This window comes from Psychrobacter sp. R86515 (assembly GCF_042466315.1).
Lineage (GTDB): Bacteria > Pseudomonadota > Gammaproteobacteria > Pseudomonadales > Moraxellaceae > Psychrobacter.
In genome coordinates this window covers 2,852,308-2,878,691 of sequence record NZ_JAXHCC010000001.1, presented here as the reverse complement: position 1 = coordinate 2,878,691, position 26,384 = coordinate 2,852,308, and the positions used below count along the sequence as shown (strand labels likewise).

At 43.7% G+C, this 26,384-nt stretch carries 23 protein-coding genes and 1 tRNA gene; 12 read left to right on the top strand and 12 right to left on the bottom strand.

The genetic code is table 11. The features are described from left to right. Positions 1-54 precede the first annotated feature (54 nt). On the top strand, positions 55-270 hold the full coding sequence (locus tag SJY28_RS11785; RefSeq protein ID WP_379544592.1) for a hypothetical protein: 216 nt from the start codon (positions 55-57) through the stop codon (positions 268-270). A 123-nt stretch (positions 271-393) separates the two neighbouring features. Then, complete coding sequence (locus SJY28_RS11780) at positions 394-918, top strand: hypothetical protein (RefSeq protein WP_379544591.1); 525 nt, start codon at positions 394-396, stop codon at positions 916-918. A gap of 81 nt (positions 919-999) precedes the next feature. Here the strand turns inward: SJY28_RS11780 and SJY28_RS11775 are convergent, their stop codons facing one another. From SJY28_RS11775 to SJY28_RS11760, 4 genes are read right to left on the bottom strand one after another with little or no spacing between them, the layout of a single operon-like run. Beyond that, entirely contained in the window at positions 1,000-1,320 is a 321-nt protein-coding gene (locus SJY28_RS11775; protein WP_379544590.1) for a hypothetical protein, read from the bottom strand. Between the two features lie 10 nt (positions 1,321-1,330). Beyond that, positions 1,331-1,624, bottom strand: coding sequence for a hypothetical protein (locus SJY28_RS11770; protein ID WP_379544589.1), 294 nt, complete (start codon positions 1,622-1,624; stop codon positions 1,331-1,333). Continuing rightward, positions 1,621-2,865, bottom strand: a complete 1,245-nt coding sequence (locus SJY28_RS11765) for an Arm DNA-binding domain-containing protein (protein ID WP_379544588.1) — start codon at positions 2,863-2,865, stop codon at positions 1,621-1,623. The genes SJY28_RS11770 and SJY28_RS11765 overlap by 4 nt, the downstream gene beginning before the upstream one ends. Before the next feature lie 26 nt (positions 2,866-2,891). Further along, positions 2,892-3,107 carry a hypothetical protein gene (locus SJY28_RS11760; RefSeq protein ID WP_045456309.1) on the bottom strand — a complete coding sequence of 72 codons (216 nt, stop codon included), beginning with the start codon at positions 3,105-3,107 and terminating at the stop codon, positions 2,892-2,894. A 188-nt stretch (positions 3,108-3,295) separates the two neighbouring features. Here SJY28_RS11760 and SJY28_RS11755 point away from each other — a divergent pair, with 188 nt between their 5' ends. After that, positions 3,296-3,466 carry a helix-turn-helix transcriptional regulator gene (locus tag SJY28_RS11755; RefSeq protein WP_257020073.1) on the top strand — a complete coding sequence of 57 codons (171 nt, stop codon included), beginning with the start codon at positions 3,296-3,298 and terminating at the stop codon, positions 3,464-3,466. A 477-nt stretch (positions 3,467-3,943) separates the two neighbouring features. Here the strand turns inward: SJY28_RS11755 and SJY28_RS11750 are convergent. After that, positions 3,944-4,018, bottom strand: a tRNA-Gly gene (locus tag SJY28_RS11750). 260 nt (positions 4,019-4,278) lie between these two features. Between SJY28_RS11750 and SJY28_RS11745 the strand changes: the two genes are divergently transcribed. The 3 genes from SJY28_RS11745 (at position 4,279) to SJY28_RS11735 (ending at position 8,716) form a co-directional block, all read left to right on the top strand. Further along, positions 4,279-5,949, top strand: coding sequence for an alpha-keto acid decarboxylase family protein (locus tag SJY28_RS11745; protein ID WP_290179005.1), 1,671 nt, complete (start codon positions 4,279-4,281; stop codon positions 5,947-5,949). A 189-nt stretch (positions 5,950-6,138) separates the two neighbouring features. After that, complete coding sequence (locus SJY28_RS11740; RefSeq protein ID WP_227511140.1) at positions 6,139-6,474, top strand: GlpM family protein; 336 nt, start codon at positions 6,139-6,141, stop codon at positions 6,472-6,474. A gap of 451 nt (positions 6,475-6,925) precedes the next feature. Continuing rightward, positions 6,926-8,716, top strand: coding sequence for a potassium/proton antiporter (locus tag SJY28_RS11735; RefSeq protein WP_379544587.1), 1,791 nt, complete (start codon positions 6,926-6,928; stop codon positions 8,714-8,716). A gap of 147 nt (positions 8,717-8,863) precedes the next feature. Here the strand turns inward: SJY28_RS11735 and SJY28_RS11730 are convergent, their stop codons facing one another. After that, positions 8,864-9,784, bottom strand: coding sequence for a LysR family transcriptional regulator (locus tag SJY28_RS11730; protein WP_201567603.1), 921 nt, complete (start codon positions 9,782-9,784; stop codon positions 8,864-8,866). Positions 9,785-10,104: 320 nt separating this feature from the next. Here SJY28_RS11730 and speB point away from each other — a divergent pair, with 320 nt between their 5' ends. The 6 genes from speB (at position 10,105) to SJY28_RS11700 (ending at position 18,766) form a co-directional block, all read left to right on the top strand. Then, positions 10,105-11,073 (top strand): agmatinase, encoded by a 969-nt coding sequence (speB, locus tag SJY28_RS11725; RefSeq protein ID WP_379544586.1) that lies wholly within the window; start codon positions 10,105-10,107, stop codon positions 11,071-11,073. A 149-nt stretch (positions 11,074-11,222) separates the two neighbouring features. Next, on the top strand, positions 11,223-12,944 hold the full coding sequence (locus SJY28_RS11720; protein ID WP_379544585.1) for a 5-guanidino-2-oxopentanoate decarboxylase: 1,722 nt from the start codon (positions 11,223-11,225) through the stop codon (positions 12,942-12,944). A gap of 105 nt (positions 12,945-13,049) precedes the next feature. Next, the gene (gene dld, locus SJY28_RS11715; protein ID WP_379544584.1) at positions 13,050-14,852 is read left to right on the top strand and encodes a D-lactate dehydrogenase; all 1,803 of its coding nucleotides are present in this window, start codon (positions 13,050-13,052) and stop codon (positions 14,850-14,852) included. Further along, entirely contained in the window at positions 14,833-16,239 is a 1,407-nt protein-coding gene (locus SJY28_RS11710) for a YjiH family protein (protein WP_379544583.1), read from the top strand. The genes dld and SJY28_RS11710 overlap by 20 nt, the downstream gene beginning before the upstream one ends. 155 nt (positions 16,240-16,394) lie before the next feature. Then, positions 16,395-17,906 (top strand): aldehyde dehydrogenase family protein, encoded by a 1,512-nt coding sequence (locus SJY28_RS11705; protein WP_379544582.1) that lies wholly within the window; start codon positions 16,395-16,397, stop codon positions 17,904-17,906. 248 nt (positions 17,907-18,154) lie between these two features. Beyond that, the gene (locus SJY28_RS11700) at positions 18,155-18,766 is read left to right on the top strand and encodes a TetR/AcrR family transcriptional regulator (protein WP_057760610.1); all 612 of its coding nucleotides are present in this window, start codon (positions 18,155-18,157) and stop codon (positions 18,764-18,766) included. Between the two features lie 43 nt (positions 18,767-18,809). Here the strand turns inward: SJY28_RS11700 and SJY28_RS11695 are convergent, their stop codons facing one another. The 6 genes from SJY28_RS11695 to SJY28_RS11670 all read right to left on the bottom strand — a co-directional run bounded on the left by SJY28_RS11695 (position 18,810) and on the right by SJY28_RS11670 (position 26,301). After that, positions 18,810-19,436, bottom strand: a complete 627-nt coding sequence (locus tag SJY28_RS11695) for a CDP-alcohol phosphatidyltransferase family protein (RefSeq protein ID WP_379544581.1) — start codon at positions 19,434-19,436, stop codon at positions 18,810-18,812. Between the two features lie 67 nt (positions 19,437-19,503). Next, positions 19,504-20,163 carry an ATP-binding cassette domain-containing protein gene (locus SJY28_RS11690; protein WP_379544580.1) on the bottom strand — a complete coding sequence of 220 codons (660 nt, stop codon included), beginning with the start codon at positions 20,161-20,163 and terminating at the stop codon, positions 19,504-19,506. A 105-nt stretch (positions 20,164-20,268) separates the two neighbouring features. Next, positions 20,269-22,032, bottom strand: coding sequence for an ABC transporter permease (locus tag SJY28_RS11685; RefSeq protein ID WP_379544579.1), 1,764 nt, complete (start codon positions 22,030-22,032; stop codon positions 20,269-20,271). Next, a complete protein-coding gene (locus SJY28_RS11680; RefSeq protein ID WP_379544578.1) occupies positions 22,029-23,327 on the bottom strand; it encodes an ABC transporter substrate-binding protein in 1,299 nt (432 codons plus the stop codon). The genes SJY28_RS11685 and SJY28_RS11680 overlap by 4 nt, the downstream gene beginning before the upstream one ends. A 186-nt stretch (positions 23,328-23,513) precedes the next feature. Next, a complete protein-coding gene (locus SJY28_RS11675) occupies positions 23,514-25,667 on the bottom strand; it encodes an FAD-dependent oxidoreductase (RefSeq protein WP_379544577.1) in 2,154 nt (717 codons plus the stop codon). Between the two features lie 229 nt (positions 25,668-25,896). Then, positions 25,897-26,301, bottom strand: a complete 405-nt coding sequence (locus SJY28_RS11670) for a hypothetical protein (RefSeq protein WP_102078490.1) — start codon at positions 26,299-26,301, stop codon at positions 25,897-25,899. Positions 26,302-26,384 lie beyond the last annotated feature (83 nt).

Sequence of the window (26,384 nt, the reverse complement as noted above, 5' to 3'; positions counted from 1 at the left end):
GGAATTAAGTTCACTTCTGTAGAAGCCGCGAAAGCGTGTCCACATGCAGAAAGTATGAAAACGGTAATGAATACGATGCTAACTGATAAAAAAGTGAGCTCTTCTGCTCAGTGGCCTGCTTACTACTACTTTGATCCGCAAGACTGGAAAGGTTCGAGTGAGGCATGGTTAATGATAAATGAAGGCACGATGGCCGATAAAATCTTGGAAGAAATGGACACAGTGTTTCAGGTTTTAAATGATAACCATCTATTGAATGAAAAGTTATAATTATAAATGAGTATACCCATGAAATATCAGCTCGATAACTCGCAAATAGACGATACCCCTTGTGCTGCTTTATATCGATCAAACACAGAGTGTTTTCCACCAGCTATCATTGGTTGTTTTGTTATGAACGATGAATGGAGTGAGCAGGCACTGTTTGAGCTAAAACAGAAAGTAAAGGCTGATATTTTAGTAGGTTTACAAACAGATGATCATAACTATGAAAGCTTAGATATTGTAGAAGCAGTCATTAAGTGTCAGCCTAATGAAATAAATGATGTCGTCGAACTGCTTGATGTAGCTTCTGCAAGTACTATCATCGGCATAGATATGGCAGATGTTATAGACTTGCTTGAGTGTGGTAATTCCTTTCAGTTTGTGCACTCAAGTGCTACAGGTGAGGCTGAGTTAGATATGGTAAAAACAGCTACATACCAGCTAATTGGCCAACTTGAAAAAGCTTGTGATACCAAAGGGGTGTTGATTGGCATGGAGAGCGAGCAAAGCTTACCAATAGAAGCTTTTGCTTACATAGGAGATGCTGTCGAAGGATTATTATCTAATACTGGTGAGTCTATATATTATCGATCAAGTATGACTGATGAGCCTAACTCGTTTCAGTTAAAAGCGATATATGTTGAGGATTGCTAAGCCTTCGGCTTTACTTAAGCAAGGACTATAAATAAAAAGCCAAACAGCTTTGAGCTGTCTGGCTTTTTTGACGGTTAACACTCATTTATTTTCTTTATCTGTCCGCCATAAAGCATGTTCACATATCACGCATAACCAACTATCTTTTGCGCGCATATAACAAATATCAGCAGGTACTTCAATTGAACAAGCATAACCGCAATACTCACATACAACATCGTCCAAGTAGGCATAACACTGAGCAACTGTCTCAAAAAATACTTGAGGACTTACCTCATACTTCTCACAAAGCGTCTTCACATGTTTAATAAAGCCGCTTTTATTATCGTATGCCCAGTAATCCTCACATATTTTGATATCATATGGGCTCTGCGTCATATTAGGCTGAAGTTTTATACTCATCATATTCTCCTCAGTAGCTTCCATAGTCAGAGTACGGTAATAGCTCATAAAGCTCGATCTGAAGCTGACAACGCATATCCTCAACCACATAACCAAAACTTGCATCCAAGCGCTTCTGCACCCACACACGCATCGCCATATCATTATTAAAGCACCGCTTTACCCCTAGGAAGCGTGCTAGGTTATGACCAGATGAAATATATAACTCACGCATCAATGCATTAGCAATAAGGTTTGCATCTGTACTGATTGCACCATCAGGTTTAAACTCACCAAACAGCTCCTCATAATTGATGATTTTCATTGTGACGTCTCCTTGTCAGTTTGTGCATTCGTGATTAGTGTTTCAGCTCCAGAGCTATTCGATGCGCCTGTTAACTTCTCCTTACTCGCAAGTAGTAAGTTATCCATCGCTGAGCCATCTTGACGGGTAATATCAGGGACATAGCGGCTGTAGACCCGAAACAACATCTCCGTACTGCTATGACCCATCTGCCTAGCAATCCACTCAGGATTTTCACCAGCAGCTAACCAAAGCGTCGCTGCCGTGTGCCGAGTTTGATAAGCACGCCTATGTTTCAGACCGAGGAGGGCAAGGGTGGGCTTCCATATCCGCCTATTCACATTACGGTACTCCATCGGATTGCCTTGTGAATTGCAAAACACAAACTCAGACTTACCAAAGGTGCTTGCCTTCTGCTCTTGGAGGGCGTCATAGACCAGTTGTGACATCGCAATATCGCGCTGTGAGCCTAATGTCTTAGTCGGACCCATCTCCCCGTTTACCAATGCCCCTCTGATACTGATTTCACGCCGATCAAAGTTAATACAGTCCCACTTAAGCCCATCAATCTCACTGGTACGCATCCCTGTAAAAAAGCGGATAGTGTAGTAGGGTCTATAATCAGCACGAACATGCTTTAAAATCAGCCATACCTCGCTCAATGTAAACGGATTTACATCAGGACGAGCTTGCTTGAGATTCTTAATATTTTTATAAGGCATCTCAAACTCATGGCGATCTGACGCTTCTTCTAGTATCATACGAAGAAGTATCATAATCTGATTGATTCGTGCTACTGACAGACTTGACTGACCATCTTTACCGTAACGAACTTTGGCGAGAGAGCTACGGAAGGTCAGCAGGTCTGATTTTTTTATGGCATGTACCGCTTTGCCACCAAACGCAGGTAATAAGTACTTATTTAGAATAATCTTTGTCTTTTGCCGATAGCTCGGCCGCCATTCAATTTTCTTTTCCTCGTAAAAAATCTCTGCAAACTGCCCAAAGGTTGGATTACGACTGATACAAGCTTCTGCTCTATCAGCCAATGCCGTCATCTCCTGTGCTCGTTCACTCTTGGGAAAGTAAGCGGCATAGTCGAAAATACCTAGAGTGATTTCTGCTTCCATTTTTTCGATAATTTTAGCCAGCTTCTTTCGATTAGCTGGAGTGTCTGTGAGATTGGTTGTCTCACGGCAACGCATATTCATATATCGAAAATCTACGAATAGCTTGCCACGTCTCGCTCTTATTGAGGCCATTGTTTAGCTCCTTGCTTATGTAAAATTTACTGTAAGGCCATTCCGTTGATCGCACTCATGACAGGCTTACACATATCTTCTTCGATACGCTCCCATACATATAAAATCTTGCGACCACCGAAAGGGCGTATATAGTGGATGTTCTCGATTAAGACGGTATCCTTTAGTTGGTTACGGATAGTACGCGCATCGTATTTGATACGTTCGGCTAGTTCTTGAGTGGTGAGATAGGTCTGTGACATAATAGTTCTCCAGTCAGTATTAAATAGTTTTTAATAGACACTTTGTTGTTGCCAACGAGTACTATATTATCAGAAAAGTAGTCATTGGCAAGTACTTTTTACTTACCAATAAGGAATTTATTGTGATTTCATGTAACTTACCTGTTCTTTTGGCAGAAAGAAGGTTGCGTGTGGCAGATTTAGTGAGAATGACGGACATCAGTAAATCGACGCTACATAGGATCTATAATGATGATACGACTAGAATTGAGTTCGATACTTTGAGCAAGCTATGTAATGTATTAGAAGTAACGCCAGGGGATATTTTGAAGTATGTTCCAGATGAACTTGGTGAGGACGACTCTTCAGGAAAAGAGTGACTTAACTATCGCGATAACCGCTGATAGGGAATTTCTAGCTAAAGACTTATTAGGGCTAAAGCATACTTGTAGGGCTTAATAATTTCTATTGTTAGGTTGGAGTCATCATTTTTTAAGTGACGATTAGCTTTGAATACTATGGATCTTAGATACATTTCCAATAAATGAAGCATCTAAAAAACACATTTTTTGCTGAATTAAGGTTGGGTTCAAAAATCATCATAGTGCCAAATTTACTAGGTTAGGTGTCATGATGTTTTTTGAACCAAAAATAGCTAGGTTGTGGTCAGATACGTATATGCAGTTTTAGGGCAGGGCACGGTTTGGGCACCAAATGGGCACCGCACCGAAAATGAGCTTTTTGATTGAGTAGTTAGACTTAACTATATTCAAAAAGATATTTCGATAAATCTTCTACAAACCCTCGAAAATTGGACAAAAAAAAGCCTCACTGTTAAGTGAGGCTTTTTAAGTATTTGGAGCGGGAAAAGAGATTCGAACTCTCGACCCCAACCTTGGCAAGGTTATGCTCTACCACTGAGCTATTCCCGCTAATTATCAATTAACTATCGTCAGTTGATGAAGGCGTATTATACGCAGTTTTTTTTAGGTGTCAACACCTATGACGAAAAAAATTAAAGTTATTAAAATAGGCGTGTCTTCTGGCCATGGATATATGTTATAACGGTTTATTATAATATGTATTCCAAAAGCTTTGTAGTACATAAATAAGCTGGGACGCACTTTATAATTTAATCTCAATCACATTCACAATTATCAATACTTACAAAGATAAGTCATAAGGATAAAAAATGAGTCAACAATATACCATCGCTGATTATTTGTTTGATCGTGTCGCAGAAGCGGGCGCCTCTGAGATATTTGGCGTACCTGGTGATTTTAACTTAACTTTTTTGGATAACGTTCTTGCTTCTGACAAGCTACGCTGGGTAGGCAACACAAATGAGCTAAATGCTGGCTATGCTGCGGATGGATACGCACGTGAGCGTGGGTTTGCCGCCATGGTGACGACTTTTGGCGTAGGCGAGCTGTCAGCGATTAACGCGACCGCAGGTTCTTTTGCTGAGTACGCACCGGTATTGCATATCGTAGGTGCACCAAGCACGGCTCTACAAGATTCAAAGCGCCGTATTCATCATTCGCTTGGTGATGGTGTATTCAATCATTTTATTAAGATGGTCGAGCCTGTGACGGTAGCACGAGCGCAGCTTACTCCTGAAAATGCTGCTTCAGAAATTGATAGAGTGATTCGCTTAATTCTCAAAAAGCATCGTCCAGGTTACCTATTGCTATCACCAGACGTTGCGCGTCAGCCTATCTATCCACCAACGACCAAGCTGATCGATAGCCAAGAAGATATTACCAGCCAAGCGGCATTATCAGACTTTAAGCAAGCCTTAACAGAATTTTTGCCAAATAAGACCACCACACTGATGGCAGATTTGATGGTGCATCGTTTGGGATTGCAGTCACAGCTCAAAGCATTGATCGCTGATACCGATATTCCTTATACCACGCTATCTTGGGGCAAGACGCTGCTTGATGAAAATAGCGATCGTTGGGCAGGTACTTATGCGGGTGTTGCTTCGCGTCCAATTGTGAAAGATGCGGTAGAAAACTGCGAATGTCTCATCAAAGTAGGGGTGCAATATACTGACACTACTACCGCAGGGTTTAGCCAAGATATCAATGAAGATGTGGTCGTAGACTTGCATTATGAGCGTGCTTCTATCAGTGGTAAGAACTTTGCACCGATTGCGCTAAAAGATGCGTTGCAAGCCCTGCATGAAGTGATGACATCTGGCATTAATATCGTGCCAAAACCTTTCTGTGAAGAAGTTAAGCCGCACGAACAAAAAGGCAAAGACAGTGAGGCTATCCGCCAAGATGACCTATGGCACATTATCGCTGATCGCTTAGATCACAATAATTTGGTGTTTTCTGAACAAGGCACGGCCTATTTTGGTATCAGTGATGTGCGCCTACCAGAAGGGGTAACATCATATGGGCAGCCGATGTGGGGGTCAATTGGTTACACGTTGCCAGCTAGCTTGGGCGCGGCAATCGCATCGCCAGATAAGCGCAGTGTGTTATTAATTGGTGACGGCTCAGCATTGCTAACGATCCAAGAGCTAGCGGTCATGATTCAAGAACGCATCAATCCTGTGATAGTCTTAATCAATAACGACGGCTATACGGTAGAGCGCGCGATTCATGGCGAAAACCAATACTATAATGATATTCCTAAATGCGATTGGCAAATCATGCCGCGAGCGTTTGGCGCGACAGAAGAAAATAGCCTATTACTCAAAGCAGAGACAGCAGGCGAGCTAAAATCTGCTTTCGACAAAGCTGCTGCGACTACCGATAAGCTTATAATGATTGAGGTGATCGCAGACAAGCATGATATTCCGCCATTGCTAGCAGACATCAGCGCGGCATTAAAGCCAAAAAAGGACTAAGTCATTCGTAAAAGCTTAATGAATAAAAGTAACAGCCCCATTTAGCAACTTAGCTAGATGGGGTTTTTGCATTTTTTTATCATACAGATTAATTAATCAGCGATTGCTCTTATGTCAGTTTGCAGACTTTAGTATCATGGCGGATTGGGCTACGTTCAGCCTTGATAGTCAACAGGAGACAGACCCGTCGTGATTTGGTTAAAAATGCTTATCGGCGCCTTGATGGTACTGGCGATTCAAATGTTCGCCCAAACCCGGTTTTTCTATTTGGCGGCACTTGCGCCGCTATTCCCCACTTTTACGTTAATCAGTCACTTTATCGTTGGTACTGAGCGCAGTCCTGCTGATTTAAAGGTCGCGCTGATATTTAGTATGCTTGGTGTCATACCGCATTTGATTTATACCTTTGTGGTATTTTTTAGCATCAGTTATATGAGTTTATACAAGGCACTGCTATTAGGGGTGGTCGCTTGGACAATAGCGGCGGCTATTCTGGTACTGACATGGCAATACATTCAGGGTTAAGTAATATTAAGACGTAAACTCTTTTAGCACAGCAATGATATTTTATAAACTTAACTTTAATATTAGAGCGTTTTTTATTGAAGTCTTTTTTATTGATCTAGGGCGTGTCTTCAATTCACCCGATAGTCATCTAAATGGGCTAAAAATGGCTAAATCTTGCCAAACAGCGTCAAATAGCTGGTTAATATCCCGATATTAGCTGCGCTATTTTTCTTGTTTGACGGCAATTTATCTCATTTTTATCACCATTTTTGAAATGAAGACACGCCCTAGTATTGGCTGCTAGTTCTGATGGTAATGCTAATATCATCATAAATAATTGTCATTCATATTTTGAATAACGGCCGCTTATGATAGGCTCACTGGTGTAATATCTACTAACAGCAAGATAACGAAAACCCCATCGCAATCAATTACTATTCTTAATAATAAAAAATAGGGCTCAAAAAAAATGGATACCTTAAATATCCTGTATCTCGTAGGCGCAGTATTAATTTTCGCCAGTATCATGGCGAGTACATTATCGGCGCGCTTAGGCGTACCATTATTGTTGCTGTTTTTGATAGTGGGTATGTTGGCAGGCGAGCAGGGTATCTTGGGTATTGAGTTCTCTCAATATGCGCTAGCCAATTTCGTTGGGCAGGCAGCCTTAGCCTGTATCTTGCTAGATGGTGGTTTACGCACTTCCTTTAAATCATTTCGAGTGGGTCTAAAGCCTGCAATTACGCTGGCCACGTGGGGCGTGTTGGTCACGGTCATGGTGCTAGGTGTATTTGTCACTTGGCTGCTCGATGTCGATTGGCGCTTTGGTTTACTGATGGCAGCGATTGTCGGCTCGACCGATGCCGCCGCCGTATTTTCTCTATTACGTAATGGCGGCGTCAAGCTAAATGACCGTGTGCAGGCTACGCTTGAACTTGAGTCTGGTGCCAACGATCCCTTGGCTATTTTATTAGTCACTGGTTTGATTGCCTTAAATGTTGATCCTGATGGTCAGACAGTATTTGGCTTTTTAGTTTTATTGCTACAGCAGCTGAGCTTTGGGCTAGGTATGGGCTTATTGTTCGGTTATTTCTTATCCCGATTATTGCCCAAGGTACATTTGGCAGAAGGCATGTACGCTATTTTGATTCTCTCTGCTGGTTTGGCTGTGTTCGCCGCGACCAATCTCATTGGCGGCAGTGGATTTTTGGCGGTATACCTCACTGGTGTGTTAATCGGCAACCACAAGGTGCGCTCGACAGAGCATGTCATGCGAGTGATGGACAGCTTTGCTTGGCTGTCTCAGGCGGTGCTGTTTGTGGTATTAGGACTGCTGGTCACTCCGTCAAACGTCCTCAATGTCTGGCATTATTCGGTTGCAATCGCGCTCTTTATGATCTTTGTAGCGCGTCCTATTGCCGTCTATACCAGTGTCAAACCTTTCAAATTTAAAGACAGAGAGATCGGGTTTATCTCTTGGGTTGGTTTACGCGGTGCAGTGCCTATTACTTTGGCAATTTTACCCGTCATGGCTGGTATAGATAACGCCTTTATGCTGTTTGATATTGCCTTTGGTGTCGTGGTTCTGTCGTTGATTTTGCAAGGTACGACCATCCCGACGATGGCAAATCTATTTAAAGTACGTATTCCAACCAATAAAGACCCGAAAGAAGAACATGAAGTCTGGGTGTCCGATAAGGCCAGTATCACGCTGTATGAGTTTGAGGCAAAGTCGGGTGCATTTGCCATTGGGCGTCATCCTATGGGTATCTCCAAAGGTATCAATCCAGATGAAATCAGTGTCTTTGCGCTAGTCCGTAATCAGCAAATCGTAGTAGTCGATGATAACACAAAGCTAAAATTCGGCGACAGTGTCTGGTATGCCATGAGAGGTAATCACGCGAGCAAAATCGCCAAGATTTTTAATGACACAACATTAGATCGCAAAGCTATCGATGACTTCTATGGCGATTGGTTGTTATCACCGAGTGTTAAGCTTGGAGATTTGCCGTTTTTTACAGGAATTATGGCATCTGAGACTCTGGTAAAAACACTCAAAACGTCCGATGAAGACAGCGCAAAAAATATGTGGGAGCAGACGGTAGCTGAGTACGTAAAATCGCATTTAGGTACTGCGCCAGTGTCAGGCGACACCGTCGTGATAAGTGATGAATGGTCATTGGTCATTAAGGAAGTCGATGACAAAGGGAAGCTGAGAACCATTGGTCTAAAGCACCAAGATCAAGCAGCGACCGCTTAAATGTTTATCGTAACTTTGTAATGGCTAATGATCAAAATAGTAAGGCAATTAGCTATTAAAAGTATTCAGTTAGAAACGACTCACTAGCTACTAATAGCTTGAAAATAGAAAGCAGTTAAAATAAAAGGAGCCAGTTTTGCTGATAAATTAGGCTTTAGAATAATTCTCTGACAACAAATTTATCATTTTGTTCAAAAAATCTGCCACATGTTTGTGTAGGTTTTCTCTGTATGCCCAGTGATGCTTCACTTCATAGCTTGCCTCATCAGGCAGCAGTATTTTCATCAGCCCCATCTCTTCATAGCGCATTGCTAGATCGCGTGGCAAGTAACCAACATGGTGACCTGCTAGGATAAGCTGCGCGGTGGCTTCCATCTGATAGGTAGTTGCGCTCAGTATTTTTGGGCGAATATGATTGATACTGACATCAGTAATATAGCCTCGTTTCACCCAATGATGGTCTTGCTCTAATTCCTCAAATGTTAGCTTGTCAGGCTCATGAAATGAACGATGCTCACGCCCGCAGCAGACGACTTGTGTTTCGATAAAAGCAGGTTGAAAGGTCAATAGCGGCGGAAAGCTACCAAAATACCCCACACCAATATCACTCTCGTTACCGAGGAGCTTTTCTATCATGCTCTCAGGACTTTGCACGTCAATCGAAAAGTGTATCAATGGATTGTCACGGTAGCTTGCAGCCAAACATTGACGCAGCGCATCATAAAAAAGCGTCGGCATCTGATCGATTAAACACAGTCTGATATGACCACCACGCACAGAGTCTAACTGACGGATGTAGTGCAACTGATGTTGAAAGCTGGCAACGGCCTCGGTAAAGCTCAAACAAGCCTCATACACTGCCGCACCGTCCTCTGTGAGCTTAAATCCTGCTCGACCACGATGACACAGCGTCATTCCTAAGCGGTCTTCTAAATGCGTCAAATGTCCACTGATGACAGAAGTCGTGACATTCAAGCGTGACTGAGCAGCTGTCACGCCTTGGCACTCTACGATAGCCATAAAGCTACGCAGCGTTTTTATATCTATTTTTATTAGCTCATCTAGCATCGATCGCCACCCTATATCAAATTAATTAAATAGTAATGGATAAGAATTGAGTAATTTTCATCAACCTTACTTTTCTATATGTATTCGTACCATCTACTAAGAAATAAAAAATAAAAGCTAATTTTATCAAGGTTTTAAGATTACCTAACAAAACATTCTGCTTGTCAAAACTTCTGATAATAATATGTAAATTTCGTTTACTACGAAAAAATAGAAGTTTGCTTCTGAATTTTACCATGGTTCATGCTCTTATATTTATGTATTGTCAATGGCATGTAGCAAATTGTGTACTTAAACCAAATAGAACAAGGAAGTAACTTATGACATTCAATCAACCATTAAGCGGCAATGATATGCCAAGATTTGGTGGTTTCGCTTCTATGATGCGTCTGCCAACTCAAGCCGATGCTGAAGGGTTAGATGTGGCGTTCGTTGGCGTACCTTTAGACATTGGTGCATCCAACCGTAGCGGTGCAAGATTGGGTCCTAGACAGATTCGTGATGAGTCAAGAATGATTCGTCCCTACAATGTGGCCACTCGCGCTGCGCCTTTTGAATCACTACAAGTCGCTGACATCGGCGATGTGCCTATCAATACATTCAACCTGCTAAAAAGCGTTGATATCATCGAAAAATTCTATACCGATAAAATCGTCAGACACGGCGCGATTCCTTTAACGCTAGGTGGCGATCATACTATCGCGTTGCCTATTCTGCGCGCACTTGCTAAAAAACATGGCCCTGTCGGTATGGTGCATATCGATGCTCATGCTGATATCAATGATGATATGTTTGGCGAAAAAATCGCGCATGGTACGCCGTTCCGCCGCGCTGTTGAAGAAAACCTCATCGATGGCAATCGTGTGGTACAGATTGGTCTACGTGGTACAGGCTACAGCGCTGAAGAGTTTGACTGGTCAACTGAGCAAGGATTCCGTGTGGTACCTGCTGAAGAGTGCTGGTATAAGTCGCTAACACCGCTCATGGCTGAAGTACGCGAAAAGCTAGGAGATGGTCCTGTCTATTTGAGCTTCGATATCGACGGTATTGATCCTGCGTTTGCCCCAGGTACGGGTACTGCTGAAATCGGTGGTCTGACCTCTACTCAAGGTATCGAAATCATACGCGGTATGCGCGGCCTAGATGTAGTGGGTGGAGATTTGGTTGAAGTATCACCACCGTATGATCCATTTGGTAATACCTCGGTATTGGCAGCGAACTTATTGTTCGAGATGCTATGCATCCTGCCGGGCGTACGCTATGACGACAAGGTTAAAGCAGTTTATTAATAGCCATCATTTATTACCTCTATAATGAGCAGCCTTTGCAGCCAGTAATTAGTGACTAATAATCGGTATGAAAGAAAAAATACAAAGGTTGTTTTGAGGTATTGATAATTATCTGAATATTCAGCGAAATTTTTTAGGATGACTGACCCATGACCCAATTAACGCAAACGCCTTCTTCTTTGTCTGACACATCATCATTGACCTGTGGTGAGCTATTGGTGCAGTGGCTAGAGTATTATGGTGTAGAGACAGTTTTTGGTATCCCTGGTGTACACACGGTAGAGCTGTATCGCGGCTTGCCTAGTACCAATATCCGTCATGTGACACCGCGTCATGAACAAGGTGCTGGGTTTATGGCAGATGGTTACTACCGTGCCTCTGGCAAGATTGGCGTATGTTTCATCATCACTGGCCCTGGTATGACCAACATTATGACGGCGATGGCGCAAGCACTGGCTGATTCGATACCGATGCTAGTGATTTCTAGTGTCAATAAAGTCAAAGACACGGGTAGTGAGGAAGGGCATTTGCATGAGTTGCATGATCAGCAAGGCATGATTAGTAAAGTAGCATTGACGAGTAAGACTATTTGGCAACCTGAATCGCTACCAAAAGTCATTGCAGAAGCTTTTGCCTTATTTAATGGTGCGCGTCCTGGCCCTGTACATATTCAGCTGCCTATCGATATCATCACTGCTGATGCCAGCCATGTTGCTAAGCCGCCTAGTTTAAATGCTGTAGCAAATAGCCAAACCGATATAAATAGTTTGAGCCTACCGCAGGTCACAAGACCATTGCCGAATCCTACACAATTAGACCTAATCGTACAGTCACTACAAACCGCAAAAAACCCCGTAATACTTTATGGGGGCGGCTGCGTCGATGTCGATCACGATGCACAGCGATTGGCAGAGTTGATAGATGCGCCAACGTTTTTGACGATTAATGCCAAAGGCTTGCTGCCACCTGGTCATCCATTAAGTTTAGGTAGCAACCAGTCATTAGACGCAGGCCGAGCCGTGATTACCGAGGCGGACTGGGTATTAGCGATTGGGACTGAGCTTGGGGAGACTGACTATGATGTGTTCTTTAATGGTGAGTTTAAGATAAATGGCACGCTGGTACGTATCGACTGTGATGCCCAGCAATTGCAGCGTCCATTTAGAGCAGATATCGCGGTACTGTCCGACGCGCAGATGGCGATTAGTGGTTTATATAGTCGCTTAGAAGGTCAGACATTCGATCATCAAGCATTATCACGTGTCAATGAGGCAAAGCATGCCATCTTGAAGGACGTAACGACAGACTTTGCGGGTCAAAATGCATTACTGAAGCTGATTAGAGATGAGGTAGAAGACGTCATTTTCGTTGGTGATTCAACGCAGCCTGTCTATAGCGGTAACCTTGGTCTTGAAGCCTTGGCGACGCGTAAATGGTTTAACTCATCGACAGGTTTTGGCACATTAGGTTATGGGTTGCCTGCTGCTATTGGGGCCATGGTTGGCTCAAATCTACCTGTCGTCAGTCTAATGGGTGACGGCGGTATTCAATTTACGATTGCCGAGCTCATCTGCGCCGCTGAGCTTGAGCTACCATTGATTGTTTTGCTATGGAACAACCAAGGTTACGGTGAGATTCGTCGTTACATGGAAGAGGGCGGTTTACCACTAATTGGCGTCAATATCAAAACGCCAAACTTTGAGCCACTAGCAGCAGGGTTTGGCGCTGGCTATCGTAGAATCACCGATAAGCAGCAATTGCTAGACGCATTAAAGACAGACACGAAGGGTAAACAGCCAATCATTTATGAGATTGATGAAGCAGATGACTTTCTAAAAGAAATGGCTAAGACAGTGACTTATTTTAATTAACAGTAATACTGGCGCTAATGCCGCGGATAATAACGAGACTGATAGTCACAGGTCTAAAAAACGACAAAAAAATGACAAACTCTGGTTACGCAAGGAAAGACGTTCATGACGCCCAATGCTAGAGAAATGTCAGAAAGTAGACATGAGCAAATACCGCGTTTGTTGACGGAGCTTGCTGCTGTCGTTGGTACGACCAATGTATTGACAAAACCTAGCCAACAGCAGTCTTATGTGCAAGGTGCGCTTGAGGCTGTCACAGACGCTACCGTAGCAGTTGTGATACCGCACTCTCTTGTGGCACTATGGCGCGTCATTAATATCTGTGCCGCTGCCGATGTGATTATCATTGCTCAAGCGGCCAATACAGGCCTGACAGGTGGCTCAACTCCGAATGGAGATTATGATCGTCCACTAGTCGTAATCTCTATGCAGTTATTGGGCGGCGTGCATTTACTTAATGATGCAGCAGAGCTGGTTGCTTTGCCAGCCGCTACTTTGCAGCAATTAGAGTCCACTCTTGCGCCATTAGGGCGTGAGCCACATTCAGTACTAGGCTCTAGTTGTGTTGGCGCATCGGTAATAGGCGGCATCTGTAACAGCTCAGGCGGGATGCTAGTGCAGCGTGGACCTGCTTATACTGAGATGGCGTTATTTGCCAGACGCAATGCATCAGGTCAGTTTGAGTTAATCAATCATCTCGGACTGGATTTGGGGTCGCATCCAGAGGAAGTGCTTGAGAACCTGCAAGCTGGCACGTTTAATAAGGTCTCAAATAGTACGAGTAACAGTAAAGCCTGCACTAACCGCCATTATCAACACAAAGTCCGTGATTGCGAAGCGGATACACCTGCGAGATTTAACAATGATCCCAATGGTCTGTATGAAGCGTCTGGCTCAGCTGGCAAGGTCATTGTATTTGCGGTGAGGGTAGCGACCTTTGCCAAGCCCAAGCAAGAGCAAACGTTTTATATTTCGACCAACGACGCTGATACCTTGACCACACTCAGGCAACAATGGCTAAAAAGCGATTTGAAATTGCCTGTGTTGACAGAGTATATGCACAAAGATTATAACGACATTACCATGCACTATGGTCGCGATACTTGTCTGAGTATGCGCTCATTACCCGCCAGCAAGATAGGGTCGCTGTATCGACTGCAAGCAAAAATTGGCTACTATCTGAATAAATGGCACCTCCCACAGACGCTGCCAGATCGAATACTGCAACTAACATCTAAGTTTATGCCGCCGTCATTACCAGCCACTTTGACCACGCAGGCGCTCTCATATAAGTACCATTTGATTATAAAAGTCGCAGATGGTTTTGATCCAGATTCTTATAAAAACGACGGCAACAATATCGCCGCTGCGCAGGATTTTCTGCAAAATCATCTACAGCAGTATCAAGGTGCGCTGCATGTATGCACAGAGCTTGAATCGCAATCGTTATTGGTATTTCGCAGTGCTGCGACCGCTGCTATGTTCCGTTATCATAATTTAAATCAAGACAAGTTTGGCGAGCTGCTATCGACCGATATTGCCTTACCTAGAAATGCCGTAGATTGGGATGAGACTCTACCTGAACACTTGCAAGAACAAGTCAGAAAAACCTTTTATTTGGGGCATTTTTTCTGTCATGTCATGCACCAAGACTATTTATTGAAACCTAAGACCAATGCCAAGCAGTTCAAGGATGAACTGCTGGCATTTTATGATAAGCGTCATATTGAGTATCCTGCTGAGCATAATGTGGGGCATGCGTATCCTGCTAAAACTGAGCTACATTATTTTTATAAAAAACTGGATCCAACCAATTCGCTTAACCCAGGTATTGGTCAGACAGAGAAATGGAAAAACTGGCAATCATCGCCCATTAAGGAGAAATTAAATGACGAGTTACATGGATAAGTCACAGCAGCCGATTTTAGGGAATAATACGGTTGATCCAGAAACGCCAAAAGCAGGACAGTGGCGTGCAGCAATGTGGAAGTTCCTATTGTTTTCAGCATTGGGTATTGCGCTATTTATCATACCGTTTGAGTGGGATGGTAAAGTCACGATTTTATTGGGTGTATTGACCGATACGCTACAATCTGCCTTAGGTGGTTTGGTGACCTATATTACGATGGCACTCGTGACGATATCCTTTATCGGTGCGCTAGTAGTCAAAGTATTGAAGCCCAATCTGAATGAAGGTTCGCTTGCTAAAAAACTCTTTGATGTTGAGTGGTTTTGGCTTGCTATCCGGTTTTTAGGAATGGCATTTGTTTGGATGATTTTTCTACAAGTTGGCCCTGAGTTTATTATCAATCGGAATACGGGCGGTGTCATTTTTGAAGATTTGATTCCTGTCTTGATTCCGTTGTTCTTCTTTGCCATTTTATCGCTACCATTTTTGACTGATTTCGGTTTGATGGAGTTTTTGGGTACTTTAGCCAGTAAAGTATTTATCAAGCTCTTTAAACTACCTGGTCGTTCTGCTGTCGATGCGATGTCTTCTTGGTTTGGCGCAGCGTCTATCGGCCTGCTAGTTACTATGCAAGAGTATGACAAAAGCTTCTACAGCCAGCGTGAAGCCGCCATTATCGCGACCACATTTTCAGTCACTTCTATCGCCTTTACCTATGTGGTTGCCAAAACCATCGGCGTAGACAATAACTTCGTCTTCTTTTATCTGACCATTGCGCTAACTGGTTTTATCGCTGCGATTATCATGCCACGTATACCGCCATTGTCACTCAAGCCTGATACGTATCATTCTGGCAAAAGTATGCTAGATGAAGGCATCCCTGCTGAATATACAACGTACCAATGGGCGGTCAATCGTGCCGTCACTCGCGCGCATTCTATGCCTAGCTTAGGTAAAGTGTTCAAACGCAGTGTACATAATCTGTTTGATATCTATTTGGGATTGATTCCAGTAACGTTCGCTATCGGTACGATTGGTCTTGGTTTAGCAGAGTACACGCCTGTCTTTAATTGGATTGCGACACCGTTAGTGCCAGTACTTGAATGGTTACAGATTCCAGAAGCGGCCAAAGCTGGCCCGGCCATGATTATGGGCTTTGCAGATATGTACTTGCCAGCATTGGTCGGTAAAAGCATTGAAAGTGAGATGACACGATTCATCGTTGGTGCTGCTTCAATTACTCAGATTATCTACATGTCTGAAGTAGGTGCGCTGATTTTGAAGTCAAATATTAAGCTAAATGTATTAGAGCTATTTTTAATCTTTATACTTCGTACGCTTATCAGCTTGGTAGTGATTACATCAGTGGCTCATCTACTGTATTAGTGGCGTGTCTAGTATTCACAAGGCATCTAGCCTGACGATAATATGAAAATGGTCGGTTTTTCTGTAGTCAGTTAAACCGACCATTTAGCCAATTACGTTACGGACGTTACGCACATAAAGACAATTTGATCAAAAATATAAGGCGATTGACCATTATGGAAATGCTGAACTCTACAGACTTAACCAGAGAAACGGCCATACAAACGGCTCAAAACGAAGTTGTATTAAATGCCGCTTATATCAATGGTGACTGGGTTACGATTGCAGCATCTGTGACTGATTCTAATCATTCAAATATCCAAGCATTGTATGATCCAAATTCAGGCGAGGTGATCGCAACGACTCGCTTATGTACCAGTGCTCATGTAGAGCAGGCAGTCGAAGCAGCTGATGAAGCCCTTGCTAGCTGGTCACAGGCTAGTGTAAGTGAGCGTGCCCGCTATTTAAATGCGATTGCAGACTCTATGGAACAGCAATTCGATAAGTTGGTTGGACTGTCTGTATTAAACAACGGCAAGCCAATTGAAGAAGCAAAGATAGACGTAGGGGACGCCATTGCCTGCTATCGCTACTATGCCAATCTCATCACAGAGCAGGCAACGTGGTCTAAGGTCTCAACGCTTGAGTCGGGTATTCGATTGTTAAAAACATACTCGCCAGTAGGTATTTGTGCGCTGATTACCCCTTGGAATTTCCCAATGGTGACGACTTCTTGGAAGCTGGCACCTGCGCTAGCGGCAGGTTGTACCGTGCTATTAAAACCGTCTGAGGTGACACTATTACCAGAGCTTATGCTAGGTAATATCCTATCTGAGATAGGCTTGCCAAAAGGGGTGGTTAATATTTTACCGGGTGCTGCTGAAGTGGGTACTGCTATGACCAGTCATCCATTGATTGACAAAGTATCGTTTACTGGTAGTAATATAGTAGGCGAAAAGGTGATGGTTCAAGCAGCAAAAGGCATTAAAGACATTAGCCTAGAGTTGGGTGGCAAGTCTGCTATTGCGGTCTGCGCAGATGCTGATATTGATTACGCTTGTGATTTAATCATTGGTGGTATATTTACCAATGCAGGTCAGATATGCTCGGCCACGTCGCGATTGGTTGTACATCAAAATATCGCTGAGCAGCTGTTTGACACATTAAAAGCAAAAACAGAAAGTTTGCAGATTGGTGATGGTTTTGCGACAGATACGCAAATGGGTCCATTGGTGAGTGAGCAGCAATTGAACCAAGTTCAGAAATACTTTGATATTGCCGCTGACGAACATCTTGCTTGTCTGACTGGTGGCGAGATAGTTACTGGTTCAGGATATTTTGCAACCCCAACGATTTATACAGACGTACCAACGACCAGCCAATTATGGATGGAGGAAGTGTTTGGGCCTGTATTAGTCAGTACAACCTTTATCGACAACGCAGAGGCGGTCGCCTTAGCCAACGATAGCAAATTTGCTCTAGCAGCAACCATCGTTTGCGCCGATGAGACTGCCGCACTTGAGATGGCGCTACAAATAAAAGCCGGGCATATTTGGATTAACGAGCAACAAATCGTACTGCCAGAAGCAGGGTGGGGCGGGTTCAAACACAGCGGTATCGGCCGTGAGTTGGGCGGTGATGGTTTGTCCGCTTATCAGAAGAGCAAACACGTATTACTGACCGATTAATTGGATTTTTAACTAGATTATCACTAGCCACTGTAGAGGCCATTTACGAGCTATCAACATGACTGTTGAATTATTGTGAAATGATTGTTGATAGCTAAGTCGCGCCCTAGCATTACGTTTGTTTACCAGACCGTTTCTTATATTAACTTTACTGTCGCACCCATTCAGGATAAAATTGAGCAATCATTCAAGTTTTATAGCCGTGCCCATTTTTATATGAGGTCACGGCTTTTTAAATGGGGCACATTATGTCACGCACCGCACTTTACAACCGTCATGACGCCTTGGAGCGTGCGCTACAGCTTTTTTGGCAAAAGGGTTTTCATGCCACGTCTCTAAAAGATATTGAGCAAGCACTCGATATGCGCCCAGGCAGTATCTATGCTGCTTTCGGTAATAAAGAGGGCCTGTTTCAAGAAGCGCTAGAATACTATGCGCGTCTAGGATTGACTGAGCTTGAGCGAGTGTTGAGCCATCATGAAACGCCTTTATTAGGACTGGCCGCTTATATACGTCAGCTTGGCGGGATTCGTGATAAAGCGTTACCGAGCCGAGCCTGTATGTTGGTCAAGAGCTTACTAGAGCTGGGTGCGCGTGAGCAGACAGCGTTAACCAAGGTGGAGATGCTGCTGGCAGGTATGGAGACGCGTTTTATAGAATGCTTTAAGGAAGCGCAGAATGTCGGTGAGATGGATAGTGAGCTTGATCCGGTTAGGCTTGGTCGCCGCTTACAAGCAGAAGTTATGGGGCTGCGTGCCTTTGCACAGCGTGACATAGAGAGCTCAACGGTACACGCCCTTGCTGAAGATATGGCCTTATCTATAGAGGCGCTGCGACTCGATGATTCGGTAAATGCTTAGAAGTTCATTGCTGGGTTTCAATATGGTGTATATCTTTAGATGCTTACTTGGTAGATTCGAGCTGCTTGAGGGTATGATACCCACCATGTATACGAGTAAAAATAGTAACAGCGCAGGCAGTAGCAAAGATACCAGCCAGTAGCACAAAATGCTGCGGCCAAATGCAAAGAGCAATAAAAAGAGCAATAGTTTCAGTGCCTTCAGTAAGACCATTAAGATAATAAAAGCTCTTATATTTAAACTGCGGCTTGTCTAATTGAAACTTTTCTGCAGAAATCGCAAAGGCCAAAAAGCTCGAACCTGTCCCAATAAATGCCGCTAATAACAACGCACCTGCAATAGCATTTTGCGCAGGATTGGCCAAAATAAACCCGAGTGGCACAGCGGCATAAAACAAAAAATCGAGGGTGATATCTAAGTAGCCGCCAGCGCTTGAGCTTTGCTGTGCGTAGCGTGCCATTGCGCCATCCAGCCCATCAAAGATACGATTCAATATAATCGCTGCTAGCGCGCCATACCATAGCTCAAACGCGAGTAGTGGTAATGCCAACATACCGACCAAGAACCCAGCTACTGTAAGCTGATCAGCCGTGATGCCGAGCTTATGCAATGTCGCTACTATCGGGGTCAGCAGCGGCTTGATAACGGGCGTAATAAACTTGTCTAACATGCGAGCTGCCTTTTATATTTTGCTTTCTTTGTCATTTTGGCTGAGTGTTTGACTCTGATATCTAAAATTATCGTCCTACATAAATAACCTTACCATTAGCTGCTTCGGCATCGCTTTGGTCGTGCGTGACCATAATAGCAGGCAGCTTATGAGTACGAATTTGCTCAAACACCAATTGCCGCGTATCCATTCTTAGCTGGGTATCGAGCTTGCTAAAGGGCTCATCAAGTAGTATCGCTTTGGGCTCACTCAGTAGCGTTCGTAGTAGGGCGACACGCGCTTGTTGACCACCTGATAGGTTATCAGGATGACGATCTCCCATCCCTTCTAAGCCCACTTGCACTAAAGATTGCGCTATTTTTTCAACTCGCTGTTTTTTGTTTCCTTTTGGCATGGCAAAAGCAATATTACCCGCAACGGATAGATGCGAAAACAGCAGTGCGTCTTGATACAGTACACCAATACGGCGCAAATGCGCAGGCAGTTGAGTCACGTTTTCATCGTTTAACCAGACAGTACCCGTCGCGGTAAAGTCGCTCGCCAAAGTGCCTGTTAGCCAGTTTAGTAAGCTAGACTTGCCACTACCAGAACGCCCCATCACGGTTAGGATGTCACCACCAGCGATGTGCTCATTGATACTCAATAACTGCTCGTTTTGACGAAACAGCTGTAAGTCTTTTATCTGTAGAGATGATGGCATCAGGAACCCTTTGTTTGCGTTTTTCATGACTAATTATTTGAATATTTAGTATTTTTAGCAGCTATTTTTTTCATAACGGCTGTTTTCGATAGCTGATGCTTCTCAAAACTGTTCTTATTCGTGGTCAACCTGCTACCGCGCGCCACTTCTAAAAAAGTATTTGGGTAGCATCCAAGCCAATATAAAACCTATGAGCGGTAGCGCCATTTGCATAATTGCGTAGACAGCACTGGTACGTCTACTGGCTCCATTCGCCAGTGTCACTGCTTCTGTCGTGATAGTAGCAATACGTCCGCCACCCGCCAATAGAGTTGGTAAATATTGACCAAAGCTAATCGCTAGACCGAGAGCGATGGCAATCAAAATAGGGGCAAATAACTGCGGCAGTTTTATCTGAAAGAACACCTTGATGGGTGCAGCGCCAAGGCTAGCGGCCACATGAGCGAAACGTGAGTCTAAGCGTCGGTAGCTACTGGCCAATGACAAAAACACGTACGGTAGCACGAATAAAAGATGGGCGAATGCCACGTTAAAAAATTCTGATTGATGATTGGCCAACTGCTGTAACCATACCAAGCCAAATAAAAACGCGATACTTGGCACCAAGAGCGGTAAGTAAATAATAAAACTGGTGAAGTGTGACAGTGGTTTAGCACTCAGTTGCTCAGCTTCCAAGCATAGCAAAGTCAGAAAAACAGCAAAGGCAGTACTGACGGCCCCAATGCTAAGCGTATTGACCAATGGTGTGCTCATTTGAGTAAAGGCACTTTGAAAGTGTAATAGTACGAATTGCTCTGGTAGCATCGCCGGAAACCGCCAAAATCCTGCAAATGCCCATAACACAAGACCAGAGAGCGACAGTAGCATAAAACTAATCACGCCTACGGTAAGTATAGCGGTAACTTTTTGCCAGATAGCATCTGCATAATGACGCTTGCCATTGACTGATGAAACATTAAAGATTGCCTTGATAGTTTTTTCGCCGCCCAGCCAGAAGACGACTAAACCTGCTGTCAGTACGAGTTGTAATAATGCGCCTGCTGATGCTTTGATACGCAATGTCAGGTCAACATCGTTGAACCATTGTATGATAGAGACAGCAAGTGTTGGCGGTGTGTTAGGGCCCAGTATCAACGGCATCTCAACGCTCGCACTGGCATAGGCCAACACGGCCAAAATCGGTAAACGCAGAAAAGGATATAACAGGGGCAAGACCGCCTTAAAAAAAGCAGTAATTGGGTAATAACCTAAATTGAGCGCAACAGTATATTGTTGACGTAGTTTTTTGCCAAGTTCAGGCTGAGCAAGCGCGCCCAGTGCCATTAATAATAAAAACGGCAGTTCTTTTAAGGTTAAACCCAAGATGATACTGATACCGTATGGATCATGTGGAAACATACCATCGGGTGCCATCTCCCAACCAGTTAGCCACGGGGAGATGAGCCGTGCAAACATGCCAGACGGCGCAATCAAAAACCCAACGGCAATGGCTGAAGCTGCATGAGGAATGACCAAGATAGGGCTTAATAAATGCTCAATACGCTGCAACCAAACACTGTTAAAGAACGCGGCTAATATCATCAGGGCAATGACAAAAGCAAGTAGGGTGCTGATAAGTCCTGTAGCCAGGCTTAATGCAGCCATCTGCGTGATGCCAGGCGTTTGCCACAGGTCTATAAACCCTTGCAGATTCAAGGTTGTTTTTTCTAGGGCAGGAAGCCAGCTCAGGGCAGGCAACAGTACACAGATGAGGCCACAGAGTACCGGTAGTATTAGTATAAGAATTAAGAGTTTGGGACTAAAAGACACGATACGCGTAAACAGATCTTTTTTCTCAAGCATAATAGGTCTAGGGCTATCACCTTTTTTCGTTATTTTATCAAAACCTTGGCTCATGGACTCACCCCATAACGTGCTTGCCAGCCTTGCTGGATGGCCTCTACCCAACTTGGATGCGGCTCGCTTACCGTGCGTTTGACACTGTCAAAGGCTAGGGCGCTTGGATGGGGCTGCTTGGTTTTGAATAATGCTTGTTGTGCAGGGCTAAGCGTAGATTGAACCAGTACGCTTTTGTCACCCCATACCGAAGGGGTTTGTTTTTTTGCTTGGGCTTCTGGACTCATTAAGAAGTTGGCTACTAATTGCGCCGCTTGAGAGTGGCTAGCATTATAAGGGATAGCGACAAAATGAGTATTGCTTAAGCTGCCGTCACTCATCGCATAGCTGCGAATGCTCTGGGGTAAGTCATAACGCTGTACGGCTGCAGGAACTTCTGGTGCTGAAAAGGTAAAGGCCAGACTCAGCTCAGTATCATCGACCAAGCGCCGCATCTGCGCACCTGTCTGCACGAACTGCTCGCCATTACGCCATAAGGTTGGATGAAAGTTATCCAAAAACGCCCATAGCGGATCTAATACGAGCGCGGTGTTTTCTTCAGTGGCGGACAAGTTGAGCTGCGCGCTAATGTCTTTACCCGTTTGAGCATCTTGTTGCTCATGTAGCATGACTAAAACGTATTTTAAGAAACTCATACCCAAAAAATCAGGCGGTTTGGGATAGCTAAAGCGGCCAGGGTTTTGTGCTGTCCAAGTAGTTAGCTCAGTTAGCGTTGTTGGCGGTTTACTGGTCGATAAGCTGTCGTAATAGAACGTCAGAGAGGCTTGTCCCCATGGTGCTTCCATGCCGTTGGTCGGCACACCAAAGTCGAAATTTACGGTTAGATTATTTTCCGGATCAGTCAACGCAAAATTGGGCAGCTTGTTTGCCCATTGTTTAAGTAATAATGAGTTCTCACTCATGGTGGCAAAGTTAGCACCATTAATCCAGACCAAATCAACACTGCCTTGATCGTCATTGTGAGCGGATTTTTCTGCGAGTACACGACTGACTGCTTCACTGGTGTCGCTCAATTTAACATGGACTAAGTTGATATTATATTTATCATCGACTTGATCGGCGACCCATTGTAGATAGGCGTTAATTTGCGGATCACCGCCCCATGCATAAAAGTAAACGTCTTGATTGCTGCCTTGGGCTTCTATCTGCTGCCAAGGTGATAAGTCTTGGTTAATATTAGCAGTAGTTGGCGATGCTGTGCTTGCTGATATACCAATACAAATGCTCATCACCATAGCGTAGGTGCTATATCGCGTAAGACGTTTGAGCATCGGTAAAGTGGTAATAACGCGCATTCAAGTTTCCGTTATGATTTAAATGTTAGTAAAGCTGGTAAAGATTTCATAGTCTGCCATGTCAAACCAAACAGATACTACGAAATTTAAACCAGCTTTATTGGAGTCTTTTAGAACTTTGCTGCTAATTGCATCATTTAATGACGTTGATCAGCAAACTGCCCTTAATTAACTAACCGCCATTAACTAACCGCGACGCCAAGTATGGTATTTCTCTAGCCAACTCAATACGGTCTCAGGCGCATGAGCACGTTTCCACTCACCAGCGGCATATTTGTTGCCTTCTGCCCAAGTAGGGTAGCTATGAATGGTGCCCAATATTTTATTGAGACCCAGACCATGTTTCATGGCCAGTACAAACTCAGCGATTAGGTCGCCTGCATGTTCAGACACCACCGTAACGCCCAATATTTTGTCTTTACCTTTTGGCGTAATGACTTTGATAAAACCTTTAGCCGCGCTATCCGTAATGGCGCGATCCAGCTCTTCAAACTCAAAACGAGTAATCTCGTAATCGATGCCTTTATCGATGGCTTCTTGCTCGTTGATACCGACACGAGCAACTTCTGGGTCGATAAACGTAACCCAAGGAATCACACGATAATCTACTTTAAACTTTTTCAAATTGCCAAATAAGCCATTGACTGCGGCGTACCAACCCTGATGGGCAGCGACATGAGTAAACTGGTATGGGCCAACGATATCACCTGCAGCAAAAATATTAGGATATAACGTCTCGAGATATTCGTTGGTTACGATAGTACGATTGGTTTCGATACCTAATGCCTCTAAACCATAACCTTCAAGGCGTGCGCTACGACCAACGGCACAAAGTAGCTCATCATACTCGATATCGATTTCTGTTTCATTGTGTTTGACGATAATGTATTTTTTACCATCACGCATCTCGCAGCGCATCGCTTGATGTGAGGTCAAAATATTGACACCGCTTTCAGTGAGCGACTGGTGAGCAAAGGTAGACACTTCAAGGTCTTCTTTGCCCATAATGCGATCGCTCATCTCAATTTGCGTCACATTAGAACCCAATCGAGCAAAGCTTTGAGCAAGCTCGCTACCGATTGGACCACCGCCCAGTACTACTAGCTTTTTCGGAGCTTCTTCTAGTTCAGCAAACTTAGTCCATAGCGTGTCGCTGGTTACGTAACCTGTTTCTTCTATACCTGGCAGAGGTGGTACAAATGGGCGAGCGCCAGTGGCGATAACGATAGTACGTGCTGTTAGGGTTTGCATACCGCCGTCATTTAGTTGAATTTCTACTGTCCATGGGTCAATCAATTTAGCATAGCCTTTGACCACATCGACGCCCAGATTGGTATAACGCTCGACGCTGTCATGCGGTGCGATATCTGCAATTACTTTGTGTACGCGTGCCATCACTTTTTTGAACGAAAACTGCGGTACGGTGTTCTCTAGACCGTAGTTTTCCCCATGACGAATTTGGTCAGCGATTTTTGCGCTCTTAATGATGGCTTTACTAGGTACACAGCCATAATTAAGACAATCGCCGCCCATCTCACCTGCTTCAATCAGTGTGACTTTTGCCTTTACTGCTGCGGCAATGTAGCTTGTGACCAATCCACCAGCGCCTGCGCCAATCACAATCATATTGCGATCGAACTTTTTAGGTTTGGTATGGCCTTTATAAACACGGCGTTTTTTAAACATGTTCAACACTCCTTTTGCTATTAATGGGAAGAAACCTAATAACGCAAACGAGACAATTAAGTTGAAAGATAAAATACCCGATAAGCTGTCTATCTGTGCCAGCTGTGTCCCTGCATTGACGAAGACAAACGTTCCAGCCAGCATGCCGATTTGACTGACCCAGTAGTAAGTCCATGTTTTAATAGACGTTACACCCATCAATAGGTTAATCAAAAAGAATGGAAATATGGGTACCAGACGTAAGGTAAATAAATAAAATCCACCTTCTTTTTCGACACCTGCATCAATAGCTGCCAACCGCTCAGGAAAGCGCTGTTTGATGGTATCACGCAGTAAATACCGCGATGCCAAGAAGGCAATGGTCGCACCAATACTCGATGCAAATGAGGCAACGAGTAAGCCCTGAACCAAACCAAATAGCGCACCCGCGGCTAGCGTCAAAATCGCAGCGCCTGGTAAGGAGAGGGCAGTAACGACAACATATAGTAAGAAAAACCCACCGATAATCAACAGCGGTGACTGCGCTTTGTATTCATTAAATTGCGCCATCGACCCTTTTAAGCCATCAAGCGTCAATAATTGATTTAGGTCAAAATAAAAAAAGCTTGCCGCTAATATCAATATTAATAGTATTAAAAATATTCTTTTAATCATGGAAAATCCGGCCAAATAAGGGAGCAAAGGCTAAAATCGTAGTTATTACTCAAACTGTAGAATACTCATCATCTGAATAACTAAACTTAAGTAATGTGGCGATCAAATCGAATCATCTAAATCGCCTAACTACGATAAAAAAATTAAGTCGGCAGTCTTAATAGTATATAAATTATGTCTTGCTGTCTGATATTTATACTACTTAAGCAATAAGCACTGCCGCTGACATTTATACTGGAGACGTATTTTTACCCAATGTTAGGGTGTCATAGTCTCTCATTAGGAAGAGAGCCAAACAGGCTGCCAGCATCGGCCATGCAGCAAAGAACAGCAAGTTATCAAAAGGCGTTAGATAAAGACCAAAGGAGGCAAATGTAGAAGCGGCATGTAGTAATAAAATGATGCCGTAGGTCCATTTTTTGAATAAACCCATGACGAACGAGAAGATAAGAATAATTTGTAAGCTACCAATCAAATAAACAATGGTGATGCCTAAGTTTTCTAAAGCGTAGAATTTAGCAAACACATTGGCGGCATGCTCAGGATTTACAAATTTGTCGAGTGTCCAGAAGAAAAATACGATGAAAACACCAAGGCGAAGAAACAATAGTGAGAGTGGCAAATGTTTTGGCATGGATTATCTCTTTTTGAGAAAAAGTAAAAGTGAATTGGAACAAATTAAGCAAATAAAACGGGCACGATGGCACCGAACTATCA